Origin of the sequence: Maribacter sp. UBA3344 (assembly GCF_002362375.1) — a bacterium.
Taxonomy (GTDB): domain Bacteria; phylum Bacteroidota; class Bacteroidia; order Flavobacteriales; family Flavobacteriaceae; genus Maribacter; species Maribacter dokdonensis.
This window is the reverse complement of sequence record NZ_DERI01000008.1, coordinates 332,823-352,270: the sequence shown is the minus strand read 5'-3', so window position 1 is coordinate 352,270 and position 19,448 is coordinate 332,823. Positions and strand designations below refer to the sequence as shown.

The window sequence follows — 19,448 nt, the reverse complement described above, 5'->3', positions numbered from 1 at the left end:
CCCTTATTAATCCTTGATTTCTATGGTAGACTGTCTTTCTCTGTTCACGGAAAGTTTAGTGACATCTGGTCTAGAATAGTGCCCTACGGGATCAAAATTCTGACGTTCTTCTAAAACCCTGTTGAAATCTATAGTTGTTGTGATCAATCCCTCTTTATCAATGACCGGAGGTAAAATCCATTCCCCATCCGGTCCGGCAATACAAGAACCACCGTTTGCCAATGTTTCCGGGCAATTTTCAAGAATGGCGTTTAAATGTGGAGTATCATCTGGAAAATCGGTTTTGCTCATTAAGCTAGATACGGAAACTACAAAAGATCTGGATTCTCGTGCAATGAACCTGGTGATATCGGCGGTATTGTAATCCGATCCGGGCCAAACGGCAATATGTAAGTTTTCTCCCAACCCGTACAGGGTAGCTCTAGGCAAGGGCATCCAGTTCTCCCAACAGTTTAATCCGCCAACACTAAAGTTCTTAAGATCATGAACTTGTAATCCGTTACCATCACCTGGAGCCCATGTCAATCGCTCTTCGTAGGTAGGCTGTAATTTTCTGTGTACCGATTTTATTTCGCCCTGGTTGTCAATATATGCAAGGGAGCAGTAAATACTATGACCGCCTCTGTTTTTTGCTCGTTCCATGAGGCCTAAGTAGATGGCAATCTTATGTTGTTTTGCAAGCTCACAGATATCATCTAATTCTCCAGCCTCAATTTGAACCGAATTTTTAATGTAATGCGCATGAATCTCTTTCTGAACTTTAGAATCGAATTGTGCACCATTGGTCATGGAAACCCAAAAAGGATAACCCGGTAACAAGGCCTCACCAAAGACAACGAGCTCACAATTGTCTTTGGCCGCCTTTATAATATATTCCTTAATTCTATCAATAGTAGCAGATTTGTTGAGCCAAACCGGTGCTATTTGTGCCATGGCAATTTTAAGGTGGTTTTGCTCTGGTGTGTCTATAATTTTCACTGATAAAAGGTTTGGTGGTTTTATTTAAGAGATACTTTTTAAAGCTTCTACAATTTCGTCTGGCTCTGAACGTGTACGGTAATCAACGTTAATGTAGCTCCATTGAATTGCACCGTCTGTGCCAACAATAAAGGTAGCAGGTATTGGCAATACCGTTCCATTTCCGTTATTTATTTGTTTTAGATCAAGATCTCGGTCAACGCGCATATGGTCCAAAAGAAATTCTGGTACTTCCCAGGCTACGCCGTACTTAGACGCTACTTTTGCATCTTGGTCAGACAAAACTGTAAAATCCATCTCGCTAATTTCATTCTTGGTCATTGATGCATCTGGAACTTCTGGACTAATGGCGACCAGCGTAGCGCCAAGAGATTGAATTTCCGGTAGCTTAGCTTGTAAAGCACGTAATTGTAAGTTGCAGTATGGGCACCAGCTACCACGATAAAAAGTGACTACCACCGCACCGTTTTCCAATAAACCGGATAATTTTGTTTGATTGCCTAAAGCATCTGGTAACTTGAAATCCGGAGCTTGTTCTCCTACTTTTAGTGCATTCTTACCTTTTTCAAAAGCCTTTGCTTCTTCGATGATCTCATCGACGCCTTTCATGAATTCAGGATTTTTTTGTCTGCCAAAAGCTATTTTAGCATCGGTCTGTTCTCTTAGTTTTTGCATTATGTAAGTCTAAATTTTCTATGTATATAGCTACTAGGTAGTCTAGCGTATTTTTTCGAAATATAGTGAAAACCCTTTGTGCTATTGGTCTGCATTAGGAATAATATAACATTGTTCTTTTGGGTAAGATGAGCATATATACCTTTATTTTGTCAAAACTGAAACGTTGTGGTAATTACTTTTAGCTTTGCCTTATAATTGTGCGGATGGTACAAGAAATCTATTATTGGAAATTCAAAAATTCCGCAGTTGATTCCATTAAACTATGCATTGACGTTTAGTATATCTCGTATTTCTTTTTGTATGCCAAAGGGGTTAATTTAGTGATATGCTTAAACTGTTTGTTGAAATTTGAAAGCGTTTGATATCCGCTTTGATAACAAGCTTGTGAAACATTCATTTTCTTCTCGATCAAAAGTTTACAAGCATGACCAATTCTAATTTCACTTACAAAATCTGAAAAAGGTTTATTAGCGTGTTGCTTAAAATATCTACTGAATGATGTAGGGGTCATATTCGTTAGTTTGGCTAAATCTGTCAAGAATATTTTTTGCTTAAAGTTTTTCATGACAAAAGCATACACTTTGAACATACGTTCCGTATCTGCTTCCCTTAGGGTGTTGGTATAACCAGCGCTGGCCAAAAGATTAAATTCGTTGGCTGTACTTATAAAATTTAAAATTTTTAGTAATTGTAGCACACCATCAAACCCGGTCATGGCTACAAGGTCAATCATCATTGTTTTTAAGGTTGCAGCGGTCTTATGGGTAAACTCAATTCCCCGTAGACTTTTATGGAAAACATTTCGTAAACGTATGGCTTCATTGCTCTGCAAAAGATTTTTTCCTAAAAAATCTTTATGAAAATAAATGACGATCCCTTCAGACCAAGCAATGTTCATTTCTTGCTCTTCCTCATTTTCACTACGCCAAAGATGTGGAAGGTCAGGACCTATAAAAGTGATATCACCAGCAATATATGATTTAACGCTATCGCCAATAAATCTTGTGCCACTGCCTTTTAGAACTAGAAAAAGCTGATGTTCTGAATGAAAATGCCAATGGGGATCAAAAACAGGCTCTTTAAGCATTCTAGCTAAATAGGCATGATGCTTGGGAATCGGTGATTTTTGTAACGCAGATTTCATGACATAATGTTGGCTTAATACAATCCATTTTTAAATGGAATTTATACTAATGTATCAAAAAAATATAGTTATTATGATTTGAATGACAATATATAGTCGGTTTGTGATAAATGAGAGTAATTTTTCAGCTTGTTTTTTGGTTATTATTGACCTAAGAAAAATAGACTACCTATGAAAACCTATTCTTACCCATTTTTATTTTTATCACTGATAATCTTTCTATCGGCTTGTTCGCCAATGGGTAAAGAACGGTTAGATGATAAGCCGAGAAGAATAGAATTACTTTTTTTAGGTCATGAATTGGAGCATCATAATTCAAGAGCCTATTTTCCCATTTTGGCATCTGCATTAACTAAGGATGGTATAAATATTACATATACCGAAAAACAATCTGACCTTAATGAAGAAAATTTAAGATTGTATGACGGACTTATTATGTATGGAAATCAAGAAGAGATTTCTCATAATGAGGAAAAAGCATTATTAAGTTTTGTAGAAAATGGTAATGCATTCATTCCTATACATTCGGCTAGTTTTTGTTTTAAGAACTCCAATGAATACATAAAACTAGTCGGTGCGCAATTTAAAAGTCACCAAACAGGAACATTTATGGCAGATATTGTTAACAAAGATCATCCTGTGACTAAAAATTTGGCTCCATTTAGAACTTGGGACGAAACTTATGTTCATGATAAAATAGCTGATGATATTACCGTTTTAATGGAGCGTGTAGAAGGTGATCACCGTGAACCTTACACATGGGTAAAAGAAGTAGGAGAAGGCAAAGTATTTTATACAGCTTTTGGTCATGACGATCGTACATGGAACAATAAAGGATTTCAAAGCTTAATTAAATCTGGAATTCTTTGGGCTGTAAATAAAAAGGTTAAAAAGAATTGGACAGCATTTATGGCCAATATGCCAATATTATCCTATGAAGAACGAGCAAACATACCAAACTATGAAAAAAGAGATCCTGCGCCAAAATATCAACTACCGTTATCTGCAGAAGCTTCAAAAAAATTAATTCAGGTACCTGCGGGTTTTGAAGTACAACTGTTTGCATCTGAACCAGATATTATAAACCCAATTGCTATGGATTGGGATGAACAGGGTAGGTTATGGGTTATTGAAACGGTAGATTATCCAAATACGGTTCGTAATGATAATAGTAAAGGTGATGATAAGGTAAAAATTTTGGAAGATACCGATGGTGACGGAAAAGCAGATAAGGTAACCATCTTCGCAGAAGAATTGAATATACCTACAAGTTTTACTTTTTATGGTGGCGGTATTATAGTTTCACAGGCACCTTATTTTATTTTCTTAAAAGATACTGACGGTGATGATAAAGCAGATGTAAAAGAAATACTAATAGATGGATGGGGAACTTTTGATACACATGCAGGACCATCAAATCTGCAATATGGTATTGACAATAATCTGTACGGTGTAGTAGGGTATTCAGGGTTTGAGGGAAATGCTTTTGGACAAGATTTAAAATTCAATCAGAATGTCTATCGTTTTAACCCCAAGAAGAAAACTTTTGAAGTTATTACTAATACCAGTAATAACACTTGGGGGTTGGGCATAACGGAAGATAACGAGATATTCGTATCTACAGCGAACAACACGCATAGTGCATTTGTAGCTATTCCGAATAAAAACCTAAAGGATGTAAAAGGAATTGGGGCTGACGGAAGTGCTAAAATAGACGGTCATTATTATATGCAGCCCATTACTTCAAATGTAAGACAAGTTGATGTTTTTGGAGGGTTTACTGCAGCGGCGGGTCACTATTTCTATACTGCACGTGCATATCCGGAGCCGTATTGGAACAAAATAGCCTTTGTATGTGAGCCAACGGGTGGGCTAGTGCACCAAGCTAAAATAGTCAATAATGGTTCTGGTTATGCTGAAGAAGATTATGGTAATTTATTTGCATCTGCGGATGAATGGAGTTCACCGGTAGATGCCAAGGTTGGACCGGACGGAGCTGTTTGGATTGCAGATTGGTATAATTTTATAGTACAGCACAACCCTACACCTAATGAAGATCGTGGCGGATATAACGCAGAAAATGGAGACGGTAATGCCTATGTAAATCCTTTAAGGGATAAAGGTCATGGTAGAATTTGGCGTGTGGTACCAAAAGATAATGATACCTATGAGCCAAAAAAATTGTCAAAAAAACAACCAGATGTTTTATTGAAAGCATTAAGTGATGACAATAAATTTTGGAGGTTAACCGCCCAACGCCTTATAGTTGAAAATGAGTATGTTGACTTGTTAAGTGGTCTTTATGAATTAGTGAATGACCAACATGTTGATCAAAACGGATTAAATAATGCTGCAATACATGCCCTTTGGACTATTAATGGATTAAATGCCATTGAAAATAATAATGAAGCACTTAAAGTTGTACGTAGTGCATTATATCATAAAGCATGGGCAGTTAGAAAAGCTGCATTGCAAATGTTACCTAGAAATACACAGAGCGATGCAGCTATATTAAAAGCCAATACACTTTATGATACAGACCCTCGTGTTCAATTGGCAACATTACTTTATTTTACAGAAAGACCCTCTTCCACGAAAATGGGGCAACTAATGTATAACCTTTCACAAGACCAAAAGGTGATGAGTGATCCTTGGTTATATAAGGCACTTTATGCCAATGCGGCCATTCATTTAAGCGGGTTTTTAAATGCGTTTCATAAAGCCAATCCTACACATGAAATTTCTTTTGAAAAAAGAGTTGATATGAGTTTGGTCAATTACGATGACAGCGATTGGGAAACTATGGAGTTGCCCCAGTATATTGAAAATGCCGGACTGGATATTGATGGTGTTATTTGGTTTAGAAGAGAAGTAAATATACCGGCCAACATGGTTAAGGGTGCTGCAATATCGTTAGGTCCCATTGATGATTCAGATATTACCTATATCAACGGAATTGAAGTAGGTAGTATGGCATCAAGTTATAGTTCCAATAGACATTATAAAATTCCAGATGGGGTATTAAAACCAGGTAAAAATACGATTGCCATTAAAGTTGAAGATACTGGAGGCGAAGGTGGTATTTATGGTAATTTTTGGCAGATGTATATAGAAGCAGGTGAATCCTTGGTTAGGATCAATGGAGCCTATAAATATAAAGTCCAAAAAAGCTTTTTGGATCAAGAGGAAAAAGTAACTAACGTTTTTGATATGGTCAACCTCTTATATAAGTACTACGATAATCAATCTAACAAAATTGAAGCTCAAGAAAACATTGATCAAAATGACGCTAAGGTGATTGAAGTCAAGGTTTTAAAAAATGAAATGAAGTTCAATGTTACCAGGTTTGAGGTAAATGCTAGTGAACAAGTAGAATTGGTATTGCAAAATCCTGATTATATGCAGCATAATTTGGTCATAACTAAACCCGGTAAAAAAGATATTGTAGGAAAAGCGGCAGATAAAATGGCTGCGGATCCTAATGCTGCGACACTTAATTATGTACCGCAAATGGGCGATGTGCTATTTGCAACACCAATATTGAATCCAGATGAAACGTATTCCCTAAAGTTTACGGCCCCAAGTAAACCAGGTGAATACCCATTTATCTGCACTTTTCCCGGACATTGGAGAATTATGCAAGGGGTAATGATCGTTAAATAGATGAGAGATTTGAATAAGAATAAGTTGGTTTTCGGAGTCAGTACTTGGCTGTGGCAATCACCATTTTCCACTGAAAATATTGGGCTGTTTGCAAAAATTAAAAAAATGGGTTTTGATGTCGTTGAAATTCCCATAGAGGATCCGTTATTGATCAATGCGGCTGAAGTAAAAAAAGCGCTAGATGATCATGGTTTAAAAGCTTCTATTTGCGGGGCATTTGGACCAACTAAAGACCTGACCAGTAAGGATGAGAAAGTGCATTTGCATTGCTTTGAATATTTAGAGCAATGTTTTGAAATCTGCAGTGTACTTGGCGCAACATCTTTTGTTGGCCCTTTATATTCGGCTGTAGGAAAGGCGCGTATGTTATCTACAGATCAAAGAAAGGCAGAATGGGATTTAGCGGTAGCCAATGTAAAACATGCTTGTCGTTTAGCTTATGCATATGATCTAAAAATAGGAATAGAGCCATTGAACAGGTTTGAGTCAGATATGGTCAATACGGCAGAGGATGTAATGCAATTAATTGCAGATGTGGATCATAAAGCCGCTATGGTATCTTTAGATAGTTTTCATATGACGATAGAAGAAAACAATCTACGTAAAGCTATAAATGTAGTAGGTGATAAACTTATACATATTCAAGTCTCTGAAAATCATAGAGGTACTCCTGGTACCGGGCTCACCCCTTGGAACGATATTTACCTAGGTCTAAAGGACATTAATTATAACGGAACTATGGTTATTGAAAGTTTTACTCCGGAGATAAAGGAATTGGCTGGTGCCGTTTGTATATGGAAGACCAAAGCAAAGAGTCAAGATGAATTTGCACAAAATGGACTAGAATTTTTAAGAAGAACATTTAAGGATTAACATATGAATTTAAGTGATAAAAAAATTAAGATCGCTATAATAGGACTTGGCTTTGGAGCAGAATTTATTCCAATTTATAAAAAACATCCTAATGCTGAGTTGGTAGCATTATGTCAACGAAACGATAAAAAACTCCAACAAATAGCGGATGTATTTAATATAGAAAAAAGATATACTTCTTACGAGGAGCTTTTGAATGATCCAGATATAGACGCAGTGCATATAAATACACCAATACCTCTTCATGGTCAGCAATCTATACAAGCATTAAGGGCAGGTAAACATGTAGCCTGTACGGTACCTATGGCAACAACTGTTGATGAATGTAGGCAAATTGTGGCCTTGACACAGGAAACCGGATTAACTTATATGATGATGGAAACCGTGGTATATGCTAGGGAGTTTTTATTCATGAAAGAGTTATATGAAAATGGTAATCTGGGAAAAATTCAATTTTTAAAAGCAAGTCATCAACAAGATATGGATGGTTGGCCCAATTACTGGCCGGGCTTACCGCCAATGCACTATGCTACACATTGTGTAGGACCGGTTTTAGGATTAACTCAGAATGAGGCAGAATATGTCTCTTGCTTTGGGTCTGGTACAATTCGCGATGAACTAATTAAAGAATACAATTCACCATTCGCTGTAGAAACTACCCATATTAAATTTAGAAATTCCGATTTAAGTGCTCAGGTATATCGCTCTTTGTTTGATGTTGCACGGCAGTATAGGGAAAGTTTTGAAGTATACGGTTCCAAGAAATCTGTAGAATGGCCGTTAATCGAGGGTAAACCCCTTGTAATGCATACGGCCAAGAAACCAGAACAGGAAATACCTGAAGAGGTTGTCTGTCCGGATTTTGCAAAGTTTTTGCCCAAAGAAATTCAGTCATTTACCACACACGGCGTATATGATGAGGATGATAATCAACATTTATCCTTTACCCAAGGCGCTGGTCATGGTGGTTCTCACCCTCATTTAGTACATGCTTTTGTAAACGGTTTGCTCAATGATACTACTCCTTATCCGAATGCAAAACAGTCTGCTAATATTACATGTGTGGGTATTTTATCACACGAATCCGCTTTAAAAGGAGGAGAGATCATAAAACTGCCAGATTTTACTTTTACAGATTAAAATACAGTAGGGCTTTAAATTATAAATACAGTCTTAATGACCATTTTAGGGCATTAAGACTGTGTAATATTATATTAATGGTTCCAGATTATTTTTATTAAATAATTAAATGAATGATAAGCTCATTTTCAAACATCGATCTCAACAACTAATTGTTTGTTCAAAATGCCTATGCCGCCTGCCATTAAACCGCTTATTTCTTCCTTTTCAATTTGTAATTTAACGGTAATTAAACTGGGCGAAGGCGGTGCCATATATTTACCTTGTTGAATATGAAAAGTACTTTTCTTTTGCTTTAAAATATCAAATAAATAGCTCCCCAGCGGACCGGCGGCCATACCTGTACCGGCTTCTTCCAATATACCATAACGCGGACCGAACATTCTTGCGGTAGCATCATATGAAGTATCTGTGGTAAACGCATAGTAACCAATGAGATTCAACTCGTCGCTGATTTTATTGATCATGTCAAAATCGGGTGCTATATTCTTTAATATTTCGCTGTTTTTAACGGGAATAAGTAAAAATGAGTTTCCCGTATGTGCGGATAGCATAGGGACATTTGGTAAAACGTCCGCTGTACCTAACCCTAGCGACTGTAAAACGGCATGTTTGTCGTTTATTTCAGTATATTTTGGAGGCAATTGCTCCATAAACGCTAAATCCCCTATGATTTCTATTTTTCGACTGCCATCGATCGTTTCTTTTGAAGAGCTATTTTTGGTTAAAATGCCCATTTGCTTTAAATAAGAGAATGTGGCAACAGTGGCGTGACCACAATGCGCAATTTGCTTGTTGGGCGTAAAAAAATCTAATTTAAAATCGTCGGTTGTAGATTTTGATACAAATGCCGTTTCAGATAAACCAACCTTTTTGGCAATTTCAAGTTTGTTTTTGTCAGTTAGGGCATCTGCGTTTAGCACAACTCCTGCAGGGTTACCACCTTTACCATGTTCGGCAAAAGCATTTAAAATTTGTACGGTTATCTTTTGTTTTAACTTTTCCATTTGTAATAATTTATGTGTTATACAAGATGGACGCTGTGCACTGGAAAAAGACGTAGTAATTATTACTTTTTTTCAAAATCTATTAATTTGCCCGTATTATCAGACGCTACATTTGGGCAATCTAGGATATTCTCCTTTAAAATTTCCTTGGCTTTTTGGACCCTGGATTTTGTACCGGAATAGGAGATGTTTAAATGCTGGGCAAGTTCTTTTTGCGAATAATTTTGAAAAGAAGTCAATATAATGGCTTCTTTATGATGAGAGGATAGGTCTTCAATTTTTTGATTGATACAATTTGTTAGGTTGGCGTATTCAAAATTGTCACTATCCACTTCGGGGAAATCCATGTCGTTTATTGAAATAGTTTTATTGGAAGATTTTCTATAGTGGTCAATAATACTGTTCCGTGTAATTTGATATACCCAAGAGGTAAGCTTAGAGGTGTGTTTAAGCTGATGTATTTTAGTTTGAACCTTTAAAAATACTTCTTGATGAATATCTTTAGCAATGTGTTCATCCTTAATTCTCCCTAAAATGAAGGCATACAGTTCTTCATTTAAATCTATCCAAATGGTGTTAAGTTCGGTTTTCACAATGGTAAGTTTTAAAGGGTTTAGGTCATATATTGGAATTGATGCGTTTATGAATATGAATTTTCGGCATTGTTTGCTTTGGTTTGATCACCCTTATACACATTGGGGTTATGTTTTTCCATATATAATTGAGGATTAGGCAATGCTGTAAAGCCATATTTTTTATAAAGCCATTCAGCGGTGTCGGTTAATAAAATCCAGCGTCTTAATCCTTGGAGGTTAGGGTGTTCCGTTATTTCGTCCATGAGCCATTTACTCAATCCTTTTCCTCTATATTCCTTTAAGATATAAACATCTCCTAAATAGGCAATGGTAGAGAAGTCACTAATTATTCTGGCAAAGCCAATTTGTTTGTTTTTGTAATACACCCCAAAATTTAGAGAATTTTCAATGGATGTTTTTAAAGTATGGATAGGAATTCCGTTTGCCCAATCGGTTTCGTTGGCAAGAAATTTATGAATGCTTTCCACATCTAACTTGTTCTTGTCCGTTGAAATGGTAAAATCATTTTTATGTACTTCTCTAATTATCATTTTACTGTATTCATTTTATTTTGATTGATGCAAAGCTAAATTTGAATATTTCGTTTACCCGCAATTTTCAATTTAACTACCGTATAAATATACATAGTTCTGAATGTTAGACCCTAAGCCCATATTGTTTGTAGGTTGTTTTAGTAGTAGTTATATTTAATGTCATAGTTTTCCCCAAATATGTCTACAATTTTGCTTTTATCAACACCATACTTAGATTTAAATTTTGCGTCTATTAAAACATCATCCACGTAAAATGTTTTGGGTTTGTATAAAGTGTCAAGAATGTGTTGAAGTGAGTATTGCTTTATATTCATCTCAAAGATTTTACCGTTTGCGCTATCTATTTTAATTTCTTGATTGAATTTTTCATCAAAAAAAAGTTTTTCATGGACACTTAATGAGTACTTGTTACTATTAAGCTTAATTGGATTTTGAATTACCAATATCAAGCCTGGCAGAGCAAGTAATACTATGAAATTCCACAGGCTATGATAGAAAACTCCATAAATGAATGAGAGCCTAACGCGTATAAAAGATATGATTAAACCACCTAGTATTTGACTTATTATAGTGAAAGGTGCTAGAATATAAAATACATTTTCATTATTCGTGTAATTGGTAAGGTGGACTAAACCAAACATTAAAGCTGATAAATAGACTAAAATATGAAATATACTTTTCCATTTTTTAATACTAATAAATCTAGTTTTGAAACCTTTATATCTTAAAAAATATCGAAATATCAATTCTTCAATAAGCGGCATCAGCATAATGTAACCAAAAACCATTACCCAAATTGTTTCATGATAATTTATTCTATCCGTACGAACATCTATAAGTAGATTCATACCCCATTCAATTGGAGCAATTAATACAAAAGTTATTATTAGTTCAAAGATTAGAAGAATGAAAATAAAGGATGTTTTTTCTTTGAAACTTAACTCAAATCTAGTGTCTGTAGGATTTTTTATAAAATGATATAAATCAAGAAGTGTTTCTTTTATCATTTAATATTGAATTTCTGCTGATTTTTAAGTTATGAACAGTACGGGAGCAAACTAGCGTTTGCTTTCCGACATGCACGTAGCGAAACCTTTTGGTTTTGTTTTATTTTTTTCTTGTCCAAAGCGAAATCCCAAAGATTTCGCGACTTCATAAAAATACACAAACCTTTCGATTAAGCCCGAAGCCCGTATTGTTTATAGCATCGATGAAAAAGCAGCAAGTCGAGTATCTTTAAAGTTCTCTAAAACAATAAGATATGAACACTCAACAAACTGCTTGCCCGAAGTTATACATTGGTATCGATATTCACAAACGAAGCTGGAAGGTTCACTGTTCAACGGATCTGTTCGCTGGTAAGTCTTTCAGTATGTCGCCAGACCCAAAGCAATTACATAGTTATGTTTCAAAACATTTCAAGGAGTATGAAGTTACCGTAGCTTATGAAGCTGGTTGTTGCGGTTACCACGCTCATCGTTGTTTTGAGAGTTACGGTTGGCGAAGTCTGGTAGTCAATCCAGCAGACATTCATAGAAAGGGCAAAGAGAAACATACCAAGACCGATAAGATAGATGCGCAGTTGATAGCGAGAGAATTGAGGGATAACCGATTGCGGAGTATCATAGTGCCGGACAGGAAACGTGAAGAGCTTCGTAGTCTGTTCAGACGCAGGAATGACCTTGTAAAGGATTTCAGAAGGGTCAAGAGCTATATAAAGATGCAATTGTTGTATTTTGGAATCAGGGAACCTGAAGAGTTCGACAATGACCATTGGAGCCATAAGTACAGAAATTGGTTAGATGATATAATGTTCGAGTACCCAACGGCGAAGGCCACATTGGATAGTAGAATGCGTTTTTTCCGTTTTGTGGACCAAGAGCTTCGCGATGTGTCCACACAGTTAAGAAGGTACTGTAAAGTGAATTATAAGAAGGATTATCTATTACTGAGAAGTATACCTGGTATCGGAGGTATCGTAGCCTGTGGCATATTATGTGAACTAGGGGATTTAAGACGTTTCAACAACATTAAACATTTGGCAGGTTACGTAGGTCTGGCACCAAGTATGTATCAAAGCGGAAACAGTCAAAGGACAATGGGAATGACCCCACGTGCAAACCGCTTATTGAGAAGTTATTTTGTAGAGGCATCTTGGCAAGCGATACGTGCAGACCCCGTAATGCAGGCCTACTATCGTAAACATCAAGGCAAGAACGTAAAAAGTATCATTGTCAAAGTAGCTAGAAAGCTGCTAAGTAGAACCTTGGCGGTAATTAAAACAGAAGTTCCATATACCATTGGGGTTATTGAATGATAAGTAGAAAAACTAATAAAATAAAAATCATAACAAAGCTCTGATATAGTAGTAAGAACCGTACCACAAAACAAAACCCGTGACCTGTACTATTAAGGATCACATTTTTAGCAAGTGACCGGTTTTATTATAATTTATAATCATACAGATGCCGGTGACGTTTCAAGTTTCGAACCGATCACACATAGGAGTGCGAGCAAGTTATATAAAAAGGAAAAAAAGGTGGTTTAAGGCAAAAAAGAAAATATTAATTAACTTTAAGAAACTGGACTAAGGCTTTTCATAGGAGGTTTTGTTGTATGCAGTTTTTATTTCAGTACCTCAAAAACCGTAGTGAACTCTAACTTTTCAGAAACCTGCAATTCCTTTTTTTTAGATTCAAATTGCTCTAATGTTAATGGAATGCTTTTACTTGCTCTAGCCACTTCAATTAAATGATAATACGTAACATTTTTGTTCAGTCCATTCACAGAATCATTGGGATGGCTTTTTGCAATTATGTAATCATCATTATGTCCAACTTCAAAAACAGTCTGTTCCACAATTAATTCAGACTGGTGTTCTCCAGGAAAGTACCAAATACTCATTTCGTCCAACGTATTATTAGCTGTTAGCCAGTATTTGTCCGTTATTTCTTGTTCCACTAATCCCACACCAAATAAACACGATTGAAGGAGAATTACGAAAAGGATTCCAATTTTTCTCATCAGTTTATTTGTTGATTTTAAATTGCATACAACGGTCGTGTATATGGCTCGTAGCGTATAAATTAGCGATTATTTTCGGATTAAGTACAAGCCAGATTTTTAAATTTTACTATTTATCTTTTTTATTGGAAATCGTCAAATTTAAAAATTTGGCGACTTCGCAAATATGCCTTAACTTCGTTCAAGCAACTAATTAGCTATGAGCTATATACGTTGTTGTGCAACGTACTTTCTCGCAGATAAGCAAATGACTGTGGCGGATTTAATCCGAAATTTTGCTTGATACAAAGTCCGATTTTATACTTTTTTGGATTTTTAACTTCTATCGCATAACCACTTTCTTTTCCATTAAAATATTTCATATAATAATCTTCCGAAATTCCCGAAAACTTCGAAGTTTGATTCCATAATTGGTCTAATTCTTCGTGAAAGATTCTATCAATCTCAAATTCGCCTATTACTTTGCTAATTGGTGCAGATGCATAAACAACAACTTTTTTAACCTCTTTGTTTTTAAATAATGTCCGACGAAATTCAAATTTCTTGGTGCCATTAAAAATCTTATTTGCAAATTCTGGTTTAATCGATAATATAACTTTCATTAGCTCTTGCTTCTTTTAGTATTTGTTCAAATTTATCATCACTTATTGGTTCAAATCCTCGTGGTGCGTTTTGTATGATATTTAAATCCCTCAATTTCTTTAGGTTAACTTTTGGCATTGGAAACGAGTCAATGTATAAAAAATTTACAATAAATGGTCTATTATTTTTATTCCAATTCCAATATTTTTTTAATTCTTTATCATCAAATACACTACGTTTTCGGCAAAGTTCAATAAAATGGCTTTCGTCCCGAATATTAGTAACTATATTTTCAACCACACCAATCGTTGATACTACTCCAGCGTAATGTCCGCCTGTTCTATAAAAAAGAACTAAATCTCCACCATTCAAACCTCTGTTATAAGAACGTGAGATATAGACCTTTTTAATAGCATTTCTATAAGGTTCATTTTCGGTAAAATTTTGTGGTGATTCATTATTTAAGATAGAATCAGGAAATAATTCTGTATGATATTCTGGGTAAATTGGTACAATCCATTTGGTTGTGTTTTTTGATACAGCTGGAAAGGATAATTTTGGTTGCTGAAGGTTAGGTGTTGGTTTGCATTGTCTAACATAGACTTGTTCAATGCCATTGTTTGTAGTTTTAGTTCCCCAATGTTTAAAACCCCAATCTTCAAGTAAATAAATTAGTCTTAATTGCTCATCTCTTTTGTTAAAAATAGTTACATAAATTTCTTCAACGTCATATTGTAAGGCATTGTCAAATATTACTTTTAGAAATCTTTCTCCTAATTTGTAGCCAGTTGAAGTAACCTTAAAAGTTCCTATTTTGAGTCTTTTCTTTTGAGGAAATGCAGGTGCTATATCATTATATATTTCATCGATGTTTTCTTGTTTTAGATATAGGAAGGCTTTTACATCTCCGTCCGTAATACACACATAAGAAATATTATCGGCTTTTTTATTGAACCAGTTTCCAAATTCGGCATAGTCTTGTTTGAAAGAGTCGAAAAATGTATCGTCTATGTTAAGATTTCCAAAGTACTCTTTCTTTACTGCTAATACTTGATAATTTTTTAATTCGGGATTTTCAGCGATACATTTTTCTAAAAATGCATCGATTTTGAAAACTTTTTCAGCACAACCTAAAAAGTTAGCCTTTCTATGAATTCCTCTATCTTCAGTTATTAGATAGTCAACGCGATTATTGTATACCTCATTTAATATACTCGTATCTATAAAGTCGTTGCGTGATTTATCAGATTGTCTAATTTGCGTTATTAATTGGTCATCGGCTGATTCAGTTTTCAATAGATTGTAGTTGGCAATCTTAATTTTCATCGTTTTAACCACTTCCTCATCTCGATACCCTGAAATTTCTTCAATTGAAAGTGGATGAACGCATTTATCAAATTTTAGTTTATCAAGCCAGTTGAAAAGTAACCCTATATCTTCGTTAAAAACACGATTTGCCTCACGATGAATTATTATGTTAGTATCAATAAGTATTCTCATAATTTTTCTAAATATTCAAAAATTGAAGTTGTGTTTCCATCGATAACTGTTAATAAAGGTATATCTAATTTTTGCGAAATGTATTTGGCGTGTTCAACTTCCATCGCTTGCATTTCTTCAAGAACTTCTAATTTGTAAGTTGAGTTATCTCTTTTTTTTAATCTTTCAAAGATTATTTTAGGCTCGCAGGTTAGTAATATTATTGATTTTGGTTGGATTCCAATAAATGTAGATTCGTCGATTTTTTCAGGTTCTCCTTTTGAGTTTAGTAATGTGAAATGTCCGTCAAGCAAATACTTTTTATTTGGCTGTATTATTTTATCTAAATTGGTTAATAACCTATTTTGTGTTGTACCGAAATCTTGAACTTTTTTATTTTTTAAATCGCTTATCTCATTCCATTTGAGGACTTGACTTGCAGATAAATGTTCAAAATTGAATTTTTGAGTTATTTTTTCGCAAACAGTACCTTTTCCAACTGCGTGTATTCCTCCGATAAATATTATATTTCTATCTCTCATAGCGTTGGTTCAGTATGTTGCACAACAATTGTATATGTGCACAATTGCACATATATCATATATATCAATGCTTAAATCTAGGAGATTTTGACAATTAAGGAAAGAAAAATCTATCAAAAAATTCAGTTATAAACCTGTACTATAGTTCAATATAAAATGTATAACTGGTTTTCATAACAGTTCAGTATCAAAAATCTACAATTGGATCCTTATTTCTTTTAATTGGGTAGAAAAGGCTTCATGTTTGCTTTTGACAGGGGTATTATTAGAAAGAGGTATACTTCTAAAATGAAATCCCTAATTTTAAAAATTAGAAAGCAATAAAAGAAAAGGTGCATGGGTAGTTTTTTAAAGGTGGTAAGAACGGCAATTATCATAGCGCTGGTTATGGAACTAGTTCGGTTGCTTTTAACTGATTGGGAAAGCATAACCTTATATCGTGAATTGGAATTTACGGGAATAGCCTTTCTCTACTCTTTTGCACTTTCTATGGTTAATATGTATTTCAGCGACTATATTTCAAAAAAATATAGTTGGGAGAATGATACAAAAAAACGCTTATGGTACGGTGCCTCGGGCTCTATTATACTAACGGTCTTGGCATTTGGTCTGGTACGTGCATTTACCGAAGTATATATTTTTGGGCATAGCTTTAAGGAGTATATAGCAGGAGAAAGAGTAGAGTATTATTTTTATGCCTTAGTGGTAACATTAGTAGTTTCCTTATTCTTACATGCTTTTTACTTCTACAAAGCGCTACAGGATACCAAGGTAAAAGAGCAGAAAATTATTGCAGGCTCGGCATCGGCAAAATTCGATGCTTTAAAGAATCAACTTGATCCACACTTCCTCTTTAATAGTCTTAACGTACTTACCAGTCTCATAGAGGAAGACCCTATGCAGGCCCAAAAGTTTACTACTTCGTTATCAAAAGTGTACCGCTATGTGCTGGAGCAAAAGAGCAAAAATTTAATTTCTGTAGATGAAGAGCTTAAGTTCGCAAGAACCTATGTACGTCTATTGAAAATGCGTTTTGAAGATAGTATCGTTTTTGAAATTCCAGATGAGGCAACAAACCCAGAGGCCAAGATTGTACCGCTGTCACTTCAGCTGTTGTTAGAAAATGCGGTAAAGCATAATGTGGTTACTTCGGCCAAACCATTGCATATTAAGATTTATGAGGAAGATGGTTACTTATACGTTACCAATAACCTGCAAGAAAAGCAAGTGGTAAAAAAGAGTAGTGGTGTGGGCTTGCAGAACATTCGCCAACGGTATGCTATTCTTACCAAAAAAGAAATGCAGATCTTTAAGTCGGGCACCGAGTTTAAGGTACGTTTACCTATGTTGACCAATACCATATCTTTTAAAGAGACGCAAGATGAGCATATAAGCGCAAAACGATATGAGAAGGCTAAACGTCAGGTAGAAGAGATTAAAGGCTTCTATGGTAATCTTACTTCGTATTGTATTGTAATTCCGATCTTGGCCTTTATAAATTATAGGACCACCAGTTTTACCTGGTTTATTTTTCCTGCCATAGGTTGGGGTATTGGTTTACTGGTACATGGGCTTAAAGCGTATGGCATTAACCCCATACTGGGTAAAGATTGGGAAGAAAGGAAAATTAAACAGTATATGGAAGATGATAGGTTCTAATACGGCCAAAAGTAACATATCATGAAGATTACAGATCACATAAAAGATTCTATGAATGAAAGTGTTTTATGTTGGTTGGCAACAGCATCTATTGATCTGGTACCCAATGTATCCCCAAAAGAGATTTTTAGTTTTTTTGAAGATGATGTTATCATCGTTGCCAATATAGCATCTCCACAAACGGTAAAGAATATTAGGCAGAACAAGAATGTTTGTATCAGTTTTATAGATATTTTAAAGCAGAAAGGTTTTCAGCTTAAAGGAACTGCTGAAATTATTCAGAGAGACCACCCAGTCTTTGCTAAAATGGAAGAAGTGCTTTTAGAACTTACCAAAGGAAACTTTCCGTTTGCAACCATAACCAAAATTAATGTTCATAGCGCCAAGCCTATTATAGCCCCAAAATATGTGCTATATCCTGAAACTACAGAGCAAGAGCAAGTAGAAAGTGCCAGGAAAACATACGGTTTATAGTCCTTGTTCAATCTTAAATCTTCTTAAACTACAATTCAGTCATCAAAAATTACAACTGGGTATTTCATTTTTTAAAAACTTGGGTTATCTGCCGAAATTTGAAGTATAGAAATTAAAACAGGATTAACCTAAAACCTATAAAGATGGAATCAAATATAACAAACGACCAAAATTACAAATACCAAAAGGCTAAAGAGAAAGTACAAGCGATCAAGGGCTTTTACGGAAATTTAATGGCATACTGTATTGTCATTCCAATTTTGGCCTATATCAATTATTCAACCACCAGTTTCCCTTGGGCAATTTTTCCAGCATTGGGTTGGGGTTTCGGGTTGGTTATGAACGGACTTTATGCCTATGGCTACAACCCACTTTTTAGTAAAGATTGGGAAGAGAGAAAGATCAAAGAGTTTATGCAAAAATCGTAACCTAACAAATTGAAGATCATGGAAAACGCAAAATATAATAGAGCAAAAAATAGGGTAGAGGAAATCAAGAAATTTTACAACAAAGTACTCTCTGCCACAGGAACAATTATCATAGTAGCAAGTATTAATTATTATTTGAACGAATGGGAGTATGCCTGGTTTCTTTGGGTGGTATTAGGTTTAAGCATAAGCTTGTTTTTTAAAGCAAATAAAATCTTTAACTTGAATCCGTTTATGGATCGCGATTGGGAAGAGAGAAAGATGGAAGAATTTCTACGGGAAGAAGAAAACGCAAAAAGATGGAAGTAATGGAACTCAACGAATTTGAATACGCGGACAAATTGGCAAGGGCCCGTAAAAAGGTCAATGATATAAAGGCATTTTATAGACATGCTACGGTGTACGTATTGGTCAATATTTTTATTATAATAATTACGGTTTCGGCAAGAATGTCCGGTGGTGAGTCTTTTTCAGAAGCGTTCTTTCATTTTGCTACGTTTTCCACGCCATTCTTCTGGGGAATAGGTTTGGCATTCCATGCCGCCAAAGTTTACAACAAAAATATGTTGTTCAGTAGGGACTGGGAAGAAAGACAGATCAAGAAATTGATGGAAAAGGATAAAAAAGAAGCGGATAAATACAGGTAAT

General features: G+C 35.2%; 20 protein-coding genes. 9 read left to right on the top strand and 11 right to left on the bottom strand.

The window, feature by feature from the left end:
* Positions 1–6 precede the first annotated feature (6 nt).
* The 3 genes from B2Z27_RS04745 to B2Z27_RS04735 all read right to left on the bottom strand — a co-directional run bounded on the left by B2Z27_RS04745 (position 7) and on the right by B2Z27_RS04735 (position 2,800).
* Positions 7–933: a carbon-nitrogen hydrolase family protein gene (locus tag B2Z27_RS04745; RefSeq protein ID WP_286812813.1), complete on the bottom strand. Its 927-nt coding sequence runs from the start codon at positions 931–933 to the stop codon at positions 7–9.
* Between the two features lie 69 nt (positions 934–1,002).
* Complete coding sequence (locus B2Z27_RS04740; RefSeq protein ID WP_286812758.1) at positions 1,003–1,653, bottom strand: peroxiredoxin-like family protein; 651 nt, start codon at positions 1,651–1,653, stop codon at positions 1,003–1,005.
* Positions 1,654–1,930: 277 nt separating this feature from the next.
* Complete coding sequence (locus B2Z27_RS04735) at positions 1,931–2,800, bottom strand: AraC family transcriptional regulator (RefSeq protein ID WP_286812757.1); 870 nt, start codon at positions 2,798–2,800, stop codon at positions 1,931–1,933.
* 171 nt (positions 2,801–2,971) lie between these two features.
* On the opposite strand from B2Z27_RS04735, the gene B2Z27_RS04730 reads away from it, so the two are divergent.
* Genes B2Z27_RS04730 through B2Z27_RS04720 form a run of 3 tightly spaced genes read left to right on the top strand, consistent with a single transcriptional unit; the run spans position 2,972 to position 8,476 of the window.
* On the top strand, positions 2,972–6,463 hold the full coding sequence (locus B2Z27_RS04730) for a PVC-type heme-binding CxxCH protein (protein WP_286812756.1): 3,492 nt from the start codon (positions 2,972–2,974) through the stop codon (positions 6,461–6,463).
* Positions 6,464–7,336: a sugar phosphate isomerase/epimerase family protein gene (locus B2Z27_RS04725; protein ID WP_286812755.1), complete on the top strand. Its 873-nt coding sequence runs from the start codon at positions 6,464–6,466 to the stop codon at positions 7,334–7,336.
* Between the two features lie 3 nt (positions 7,337–7,339).
* The gene (locus B2Z27_RS04720) at positions 7,340–8,476 is read left to right on the top strand and encodes a Gfo/Idh/MocA family protein (RefSeq protein WP_286812754.1); all 1,137 of its coding nucleotides are present in this window, start codon (positions 7,340–7,342) and stop codon (positions 8,474–8,476) included.
* 128 nt (positions 8,477–8,604) lie between these two features.
* Here B2Z27_RS04720 and B2Z27_RS04715 read toward each other — a convergent pair whose 3' ends face one another.
* From B2Z27_RS04715 to B2Z27_RS04700, 4 genes are all read right to left on the bottom strand, one after another.
* Positions 8,605–9,483, bottom strand: a complete 879-nt coding sequence (locus tag B2Z27_RS04715; protein WP_286812753.1) for a PhzF family phenazine biosynthesis protein — start codon at positions 9,481–9,483, stop codon at positions 8,605–8,607.
* A gap of 62 nt (positions 9,484–9,545) precedes the next feature.
* On the bottom strand, positions 9,546–10,076 hold the full coding sequence (locus B2Z27_RS04710) for a sigma-70 family RNA polymerase sigma factor (RefSeq protein ID WP_286812752.1): 531 nt from the start codon (positions 10,074–10,076) through the stop codon (positions 9,546–9,548).
* Positions 10,077–10,123: 47 nt separating this feature from the next.
* A complete protein-coding gene (locus B2Z27_RS04705; RefSeq protein ID WP_286812751.1) occupies positions 10,124–10,609 on the bottom strand; it encodes a GNAT family N-acetyltransferase in 486 nt (161 codons plus the stop codon).
* Between the two features lie 140 nt (positions 10,610–10,749).
* Positions 10,750–11,619 carry a CPBP family intramembrane glutamic endopeptidase gene (locus B2Z27_RS04700; RefSeq protein ID WP_286812750.1) on the bottom strand — a complete coding sequence of 290 codons (870 nt, stop codon included), beginning with the start codon at positions 11,617–11,619 and terminating at the stop codon, positions 10,750–10,752.
* Between the two features lie 254 nt (positions 11,620–11,873).
* On the opposite strand from B2Z27_RS04700, the gene B2Z27_RS04695 reads away from it, so the two are divergent.
* A complete protein-coding gene (locus B2Z27_RS04695) occupies positions 11,874–12,929 on the top strand; it encodes an IS110 family transposase (RefSeq protein ID WP_286812749.1) in 1,056 nt (351 codons plus the stop codon).
* A 308-nt stretch (positions 12,930–13,237) separates the two neighbouring features.
* Here B2Z27_RS04695 and B2Z27_RS04690 read toward each other — a convergent pair whose 3' ends face one another.
* From B2Z27_RS04690 to B2Z27_RS04675, 4 genes are all read right to left on the bottom strand, one after another.
* Entirely contained in the window at positions 13,238–13,636 is a 399-nt protein-coding gene (locus tag B2Z27_RS04690; RefSeq protein ID WP_215998004.1) for a DUF3997 domain-containing protein, read from the bottom strand.
* Positions 13,637–13,833: 197 nt separating this feature from the next.
* Entirely contained in the window at positions 13,834–14,238 is a 405-nt protein-coding gene (locus B2Z27_RS04685; protein ID WP_215998005.1) for a hypothetical protein, read from the bottom strand.
* Positions 14,216–15,718 carry a hypothetical protein gene (locus B2Z27_RS04680; protein ID WP_215998006.1) on the bottom strand — a complete coding sequence of 501 codons (1,503 nt, stop codon included), beginning with the start codon at positions 15,716–15,718 and terminating at the stop codon, positions 14,216–14,218. Before B2Z27_RS04680 ends, B2Z27_RS04685 begins: the two co-directional genes overlap by 23 nt.
* Positions 15,715–16,239 (bottom strand): ATP-binding protein, encoded by a 525-nt coding sequence (locus B2Z27_RS04675; protein WP_286812748.1) that lies wholly within the window; start codon positions 16,237–16,239, stop codon positions 15,715–15,717. The genes B2Z27_RS04680 and B2Z27_RS04675 overlap by 4 nt, the downstream gene beginning before the upstream one ends.
* Positions 16,240–16,575: 336 nt before the next feature.
* On the opposite strand from B2Z27_RS04675, the gene B2Z27_RS04670 reads away from it, so the two are divergent.
* The 5 genes from B2Z27_RS04670 to B2Z27_RS04650 all read left to right on the top strand — a co-directional run bounded on the left by B2Z27_RS04670 (position 16,576) and on the right by B2Z27_RS04650 (position 19,447).
* Positions 16,576–17,898: a 2TM domain-containing protein gene (locus B2Z27_RS04670; RefSeq protein WP_099193156.1), complete on the top strand. Its 1,323-nt coding sequence runs from the start codon at positions 16,576–16,578 to the stop codon at positions 17,896–17,898.
* Between the two features lie 21 nt (positions 17,899–17,919).
* Positions 17,920–18,372: a pyridoxamine 5'-phosphate oxidase family protein gene (locus B2Z27_RS04665; protein WP_286812747.1), complete on the top strand. Its 453-nt coding sequence runs from the start codon at positions 17,920–17,922 to the stop codon at positions 18,370–18,372.
* 143 nt (positions 18,373–18,515) lie between these two features.
* On the top strand, positions 18,516–18,800 hold the full coding sequence (locus tag B2Z27_RS04660; RefSeq protein ID WP_091603337.1) for a 2TM domain-containing protein: 285 nt from the start codon (positions 18,516–18,518) through the stop codon (positions 18,798–18,800).
* Between the two features lie 18 nt (positions 18,801–18,818).
* On the top strand, positions 18,819–19,109 hold the full coding sequence (locus B2Z27_RS04655) for a 2TM domain-containing protein (RefSeq protein WP_286812746.1): 291 nt from the start codon (positions 18,819–18,821) through the stop codon (positions 19,107–19,109).
* Positions 19,109–19,447: a 2TM domain-containing protein gene (locus B2Z27_RS04650; RefSeq protein ID WP_071342444.1), complete on the top strand. Its 339-nt coding sequence runs from the start codon at positions 19,109–19,111 to the stop codon at positions 19,445–19,447. Before B2Z27_RS04655 ends, B2Z27_RS04650 begins: the two co-directional genes overlap by 1 nt.
* The last annotated feature ends 1 nt before the right edge of the window (position 19,448 follow it).

What these genes read in the sequence shown, in the direction of transcription:
- B2Z27_RS04745 (WP_286812813.1), bottom strand. Translation starts at nt 933, where the DNA reads ATGGCACAAATAGCACCGGTTTGGCTCAACAAATCTGCTACTATTGAT.
- B2Z27_RS04740 (WP_286812758.1), bottom strand. Translation starts at nt 1,653, where the DNA reads ATGCAAAAACTAAGAGAACAGACCGATGCTAAAATAGCTTTTGGCAGA.
- B2Z27_RS04735 (WP_286812757.1), bottom strand. Translation starts at nt 2,800, where the DNA reads ATGAAATCTGCGTTACAAAAATCACCGATTCCCAAGCATCATGCCTAT.
- B2Z27_RS04730 (WP_286812756.1), top strand. Translation starts at nt 2,972, where the DNA reads ATGAAAACCTATTCTTACCCATTTTTATTTTTATCACTGATAATCTTT.
- B2Z27_RS04725 (WP_286812755.1), top strand. Translation starts at nt 6,464, where the DNA reads ATGAGAGATTTGAATAAGAATAAGTTGGTTTTCGGAGTCAGTACTTGG.
- B2Z27_RS04720 (WP_286812754.1), top strand. Translation starts at nt 7,340, where the DNA reads ATGAATTTAAGTGATAAAAAAATTAAGATCGCTATAATAGGACTTGGC.
- B2Z27_RS04715 (WP_286812753.1), bottom strand. Translation starts at nt 9,483, where the DNA reads ATGGAAAAGTTAAAACAAAAGATAACCGTACAAATTTTAAATGCTTTT.
- B2Z27_RS04705 (WP_286812751.1), bottom strand. Translation starts at nt 10,609, where the DNA reads ATGATAATTAGAGAAGTACATAAAAATGATTTTACCATTTCAACGGAC.
- B2Z27_RS04700 (WP_286812750.1), bottom strand. Translation starts at nt 11,619, where the DNA reads ATGATAAAAGAAACACTTCTTGATTTATATCATTTTATAAAAAATCCT.
- B2Z27_RS04695 (WP_286812749.1), top strand. Translation starts at nt 11,874, where the DNA reads ATGAACACTCAACAAACTGCTTGCCCGAAGTTATACATTGGTATCGAT.
- B2Z27_RS04690 (WP_215998004.1), bottom strand. Translation starts at nt 13,636, where the DNA reads ATGAGAAAAATTGGAATCCTTTTCGTAATTCTCCTTCAATCGTGTTTA.
- B2Z27_RS04685 (WP_215998005.1), bottom strand. Translation starts at nt 14,238, where the DNA reads ATGAAAGTTATATTATCGATTAAACCAGAATTTGCAAATAAGATTTTT.
- B2Z27_RS04680 (WP_215998006.1), bottom strand. Translation starts at nt 15,718, where the DNA reads ATGAGAATACTTATTGATACTAACATAATAATTCATCGTGAGGCAAAT.
- B2Z27_RS04675 (WP_286812748.1), bottom strand. Translation starts at nt 16,239, where the DNA reads ATGAGAGATAGAAATATAATATTTATCGGAGGAATACACGCAGTTGGA.
- B2Z27_RS04670 (WP_099193156.1), top strand. Translation starts at nt 16,576, where the DNA reads ATGGGTAGTTTTTTAAAGGTGGTAAGAACGGCAATTATCATAGCGCTG.
- B2Z27_RS04665 (WP_286812747.1), top strand. Translation starts at nt 17,920, where the DNA reads ATGAAGATTACAGATCACATAAAAGATTCTATGAATGAAAGTGTTTTA.
- B2Z27_RS04660 (WP_091603337.1), top strand. Translation starts at nt 18,516, where the DNA reads ATGGAATCAAATATAACAAACGACCAAAATTACAAATACCAAAAGGCT.
- B2Z27_RS04655 (WP_286812746.1), top strand. Translation starts at nt 18,819, where the DNA reads ATGGAAAACGCAAAATATAATAGAGCAAAAAATAGGGTAGAGGAAATC.
- B2Z27_RS04650 (WP_071342444.1), top strand. Translation starts at nt 19,109, where the DNA reads ATGGAACTCAACGAATTTGAATACGCGGACAAATTGGCAAGGGCCCGT.